General features: G+C 70.1%; 5 protein-coding genes. 2 read left to right on the plus strand and 3 right to left on the minus strand.

Annotated elements, in window-relative coordinates; genetic code table 11:
• On the plus strand, positions 1–1,212 hold a 1,212-nt coding region (locus VI08_RS20345; RefSeq protein WP_045831471.1), incomplete at its 5' end, for an MFS transporter.
• On the opposite strand, the gene VI08_RS20350 is transcribed toward VI08_RS20345, so the two are convergent.
• Together VI08_RS20350 and VI08_RS20355 are read right to left on the minus strand one after the other, a co-directional pair.
• On the minus strand, positions 1,144–2,391 hold the full coding sequence (locus VI08_RS20350; RefSeq protein ID WP_045831472.1) for a hypothetical protein: 1,248 nt from the start codon (positions 2,389–2,391) through the stop codon (positions 1,144–1,146). The genes VI08_RS20345 and VI08_RS20350 overlap by 69 nt on opposite strands.
• Positions 2,392–2,521: 130 nt before the next feature.
• On the minus strand, positions 2,522–3,415 hold the full coding sequence (locus tag VI08_RS20355; RefSeq protein WP_052698087.1) for a PAS domain-containing protein: 894 nt from the start codon (positions 3,413–3,415) through the stop codon (positions 2,522–2,524).
• 154 nt (positions 3,416–3,569) lie between these two features.
• Between VI08_RS20355 and VI08_RS20360 the strand changes: the two genes are divergently transcribed.
• Positions 3,570–3,779: a hypothetical protein gene (locus VI08_RS20360; protein WP_045831473.1), complete on the plus strand. Its 210-nt coding sequence runs from the start codon at positions 3,570–3,572 to the stop codon at positions 3,777–3,779.
• Here the strand turns inward: VI08_RS20360 and VI08_RS20365 are convergent.
• A complete protein-coding gene (locus tag VI08_RS20365) occupies positions 3,763–4,188 on the minus strand; it encodes a hypothetical protein (protein WP_157130538.1) in 426 nt (141 codons plus the stop codon). The genes VI08_RS20360 and VI08_RS20365 overlap by 17 nt on opposite strands.
• Between the last annotated feature and the right edge of the window lie 84 nt (positions 4,189–4,272).

A 4,272-nucleotide genomic window follows, 5' to 3' on the forward strand; every position in this document is an offset into this window, starting at 1 on the left:
GTCTACCTGGTGGGCGCCGTGGCGGGCGCACTCTTCTTCGGCTGGCTTACCGACCGGCTGGGGCGGAAGAAACTTTTCTCGCTCACGCTCGGCCTTTACCTCGCCGCTACCGCCGCGACGGCGTTGTCGCCCAACTTCGCGGTGTTCGCATTCTTCCGGCTGCTGACCGGCGCGGGTATCGGCGGCGAATACGCCGCCATCAATTCCGCGATCCAGGAGTTGATACCCGCGCGCTACCGGGGCCATACCGACCTCGTCATCAACGGCAGCTTCTGGCTGGGCGCGGCGCTGGGCGCACTGGCGGCGGTGGGCCTCCTGGATACTGGCTGGTTCACGCCCGAACTGGGGTGGCGGCTGAGCTTTGGCCTCGGGGCGGTGCTCGGCCTGGGCATCCTGCTGCTGCGCCGGTGGATCCCGGAAAGCCCACGCTGGCTGATGTTGCACGGGCGCATCGAGGAGGCCGAGGCGGTCGTGGCAGGCATCGAAAAGCGCCTTGGCGTCGCGCCCCCCGCACAGCCCCTGCCCCGCCTTCGCCTGCGGCCGCATGCGCTGACCCTTGCCGATGTCGGCCGCACCCTCTTCCGCGACTACCCGAAGCGCACCGTGCTCGGCCTCGTGCTGATGGCCACCCAAGCGTTTTTTTACAACGCCATCTTCTTCACGTACGCGCTGGTGCTCGGCCGCTTCTACGGCGTGGCCGATGCCGATGTCGGCCTCTACCTCCTGCCGTTCGCCGCAGGCAACTTCCTCGGGCCGCTGCTGCTCGGCCGGCTGTTCGACACCGTGGGGCGGCGGCCGATGATCGCGCTCACCTATGCGATGTCGGGCCTGCTGTTGTTCGCCACCGCATGGCTGTTCGTGCACGGCGTGCTGGATGCGCGCCAGCAGACGGTGGCGTGGAGCGTGGTGTTCTTCTTCGCGTCGGCCGCCGCCAGTTCGGCCTACCTCACCGTGAGCGAAAGCTTCCCGCTGGAACTGCGGGCGTTCGCCATCGCGCTGTTCTACGCGTTCGGCACGGCACTGGGTGGCGTGGCGGGGCCATGGCTGTTCGGCACGCTCATCGGCACCGGCGGCCGCGCATCCATCGGCTGGGGCTACGCGCTCGGTGCGGCGCTGATGATCGTCGGCGCGGCGGCCGCCCTGCTATTTGGCATCGCGGCGGAGCGCCGCGCCCTCGAGGATGTCGCCAGCCCCCTCGGCCGGGCCGAGTGAACGGCCGTAGCGTTTGCGCAGCATGCCCATGACGGCGTGGAGCGCTGGCAAGGGGTCATCGAAGCGGAACACATGCAGGTCGGCGCGCAGCCATTGTGAGAACACCTGCCCATAGGAGTCGGTGCGTCGGCCCCGCGTCACCCGCATGCACGAGAGGTCGTGGTACAGGTCGACGCAGAGTTTCCCGTTTTCATAGGCCCGCGGCGCACGCGGCACCGGCAGGCCCTGTGCGTCGCGCCAGGCCATGTCGCACACGTTGATGCCGCGGCGCGCGGCGAATTCGACGTAGGTCCACGCGCGTGTGTTCACCTCGAGGATGCGGAACTCGCCATCGCGCGGGTCGCGCTTGAACTCGGCGCTGAAGATGCCGCGGTAGTCGAGCCCGTCGAGCAACCGGCGCACGTGGCGCACCGCGGGCGCCACGTCGTCCAGCGGGATCGAGCGCGAGCACGAGCTGTTGCCAAAGTCCGGCGGCGACATGCGCATGCGCCGGCGGGCGAACAGGCCGGTGTAGCCTCCGCTCGCGTCACGAAAACCATCGACAAAGAAATGCTCCGTGGCCGGGCCCGGGACGTATTCCTGCGCCATGACCGAGAAGCCCTGGGCATGGAAGCGGGCCCAGGCCTCGCGCAGCGCATCGCGCGTCTGCACCCATACGCCTTTCACACCGACCACGTCGCTGAACTTCTGCGAGTTCACCGGCTTGATGAATACCCGGTCGAGCTGGCGGATCGGCACCGCGTCGACGTCGGCGAGCGAGGCGAGGCGGAACGTGCGCGGGTGCGGCACGTGCGCGGCCGCGACGTAGCCTGCGAACACGGATTTATCCTGCAGGAGTTCCTGCGCGGCACGGCTCGACGACGATACGAGGAAACGATGACCCAGGTCGGTCGCCGGGAGGTCGGCGAGCCACATGGCGGCGTCGTCGGCGCCCGGGATGATGACGGCGCGTTCCAGGGGCATGGCACGCAGCGCTTCGAGCGCCTGCGGGCCGGGCTTGCCATCCCACGGCTCGCCCGGCGTCGGGCGGTACCAGCGGGAGCGCGCGGTCAGGTCGTCGGGTGGGCACGCCACGTAGGCGGGTATGCCGGCAACGGCCAGGCTGCGCAGGATGCCGAGCGCCGTGGGCCCACGTCCCATCACGATGGCCGGGACGCGGCCCGCTTCGACGTTTTGCATGGCATCCCCCCGGTGGGGGCGGCCCCGATGGCAACCCCTCGACCGGTATATGAGCGCACGCGGCCGGTGGCGGGTAGCCAGCCGGATGGTCTATGCGGTTTGCCGTCAACGCCGAAAGGCTGCGGAAAGCTCAGGGGGCGCCCTGGCCGCGCTGCTCGGCGAAGGCCGCGTCGATCGCGGCATCCATGGCCAGCGCGCTGGCGCGCAACGCGGCGCTGTCGAGCATGTCGAGCACGGCGGCCTCGCCCGGAACGGGGACCGTGGCCTGCGCCGGCACGGCGCGCAAGGCCTCGGCGCTCATCTCGACGCAGTACTTCACGATCTTCACCGGGCGGCCGTCCGCGTCGAAGATCGGGTTGTAGGTGGCCTGGATCCACACCACGCACTCGCCCTTGCCCAGCCGGCGGTAGAGCCCGGCGTCGTGCAGGCCCGAGCGCAGGCGGCGCCAGAAGCCGATGTAGGCATCGGAGCGGCTTTCGCGTTCGTCGACGAAGAGGCTGTGGTGGCGGCCTTGCACCTCGTCGAGGCGGTAGCCCATGGTCTTGAGGAACACGGGGTTGGCGGCGAGCACCATGCCGTCGAGCGAGAACTCGACGATGCCCTGCGCCTCGTCGGCCTCGTGCTGGCGCTGGCCCAGGCCCGCCGTGCGTGCGCGCTCGGCGCTGATATCGGCACCGTAGACCACGATGCCCTCGAGGCGGCCACCGCGGCCCAGGCGGGGCACATACACGGCCTGCAGCCAGGCCTCGGCGCCAGTGCCCTTAAGGCGCACGGCATCGGCCACTTCCTCGCCACGGGCGAACGCACGCCACAGGTGCTCGGTGTCGTCCACCGCGAAGACGGCCTGGAAGGGCTGGCCCACGACGGCCGCCGCGGCCTTGCCCAGCGCGGCGAGGAAGGCGCCGTTGGCGGTGCGCACGGTGCCGTCCGCGGCGAGTTCGGCCACGGCGAAGCGCCGCCCCAGGGCGGCCAGCGTCGAACGTGCCAGGCGGGCGTCGCGCCCACCCCAACCCAAGATGCCCATGCGAGCGCCTGCCGTGCAAAGAATGATTCGAATCCCTTTATCGGCCGGCAGGGCCCCGGGCTTTAGTCCGGACAAAACCCACGTCACGCCTTTTTGGGCAGGGCCCGGCTAGACTTGCGCCAGGCAATCGTTTGGCAGTCAGGGGAACCCGCGCGTGCAGGCACGTAATTTCGAAGTATCCGTCGTCCACCCGAACGGCAAGGCCGCGGTCGAGATCATGTTCAACGAAAAGGTGCACGGGCTGTCGGGCGACACCCTGTGGCTGTCGCTGGAGGAATCGGCCAGCGCGGAAGACGCCGAAGCCCTGCGCACGCTCCTGGAGCGCGTGGGCCACCGCATCACGGTGACTAACGCACGCTCCTGACCTGGCCGCCGGCCGCGTCATTCACCGCCACCTGCAGGGGCACCACGACGGGGGCCAGGTGGTGGTTCACCCCGTGCACCTTGCCGCAGCCCAGGCACGGCTTCACCCGGCCAAGGCCACCGCGCGCGGCACGCGCCGGTGCCAGCAGGCACCCACATACGTAGCACGAGGCAAGCGCGCCGCGCTCCCATAGCCGTACCCGCAGGGCCTGCACGCCCACGATGGCGAGCCCGGCGAACAGCCCCGCGGCGAACAGCCAGCGCGGCAGGCTGGAGTAGAGGACCAGGTTGCCGAGTTCACCCGGGAATTCCTGCGCCACGCGCAACCCGGCGGCGGCCGCGGCACCCACGCCCAGTGCCGCAAGGCCCGGCGCGAACATCCGCAGGTACATGCGCCCGACATAAGACATGGTGTTCCCCTCCCCTGGCCGGCACCCCCGGCAGGGGAGAGGTTGTCGCCCGGCGGGTCTACCCGCCGTGAACGACGCGGCGGG

Origin of the sequence: Luteibacter yeojuensis, from assembly GCF_000964085.1 — a bacterium.
Taxonomy (GTDB): Bacteria; Pseudomonadota; Gammaproteobacteria; order Xanthomonadales; family Rhodanobacteraceae; genus Luteibacter; species Luteibacter yeojuensis_A.

Excerpts from the sequence above, each read along its gene's own strand:
- VI08_RS20355 (WP_052698087.1), bottom strand. The coding sequence starts at position 3,415 with ATGGGCATCTTGGGTTGGGGTGGGCGCGACGCCCGCCTGGCACGTTCG.
- VI08_RS20350 (WP_045831472.1), bottom strand. The coding sequence starts at position 2,391 with ATGCAAAACGTCGAAGCGGGCCGCGTCCCGGCCATCGTGATGGGACGT.
- VI08_RS20365 (WP_157130538.1), bottom strand. The coding sequence starts at position 4,188 with ATGTCTTATGTCGGGCGCATGTACCTGCGGATGTTCGCGCCGGGCCTT.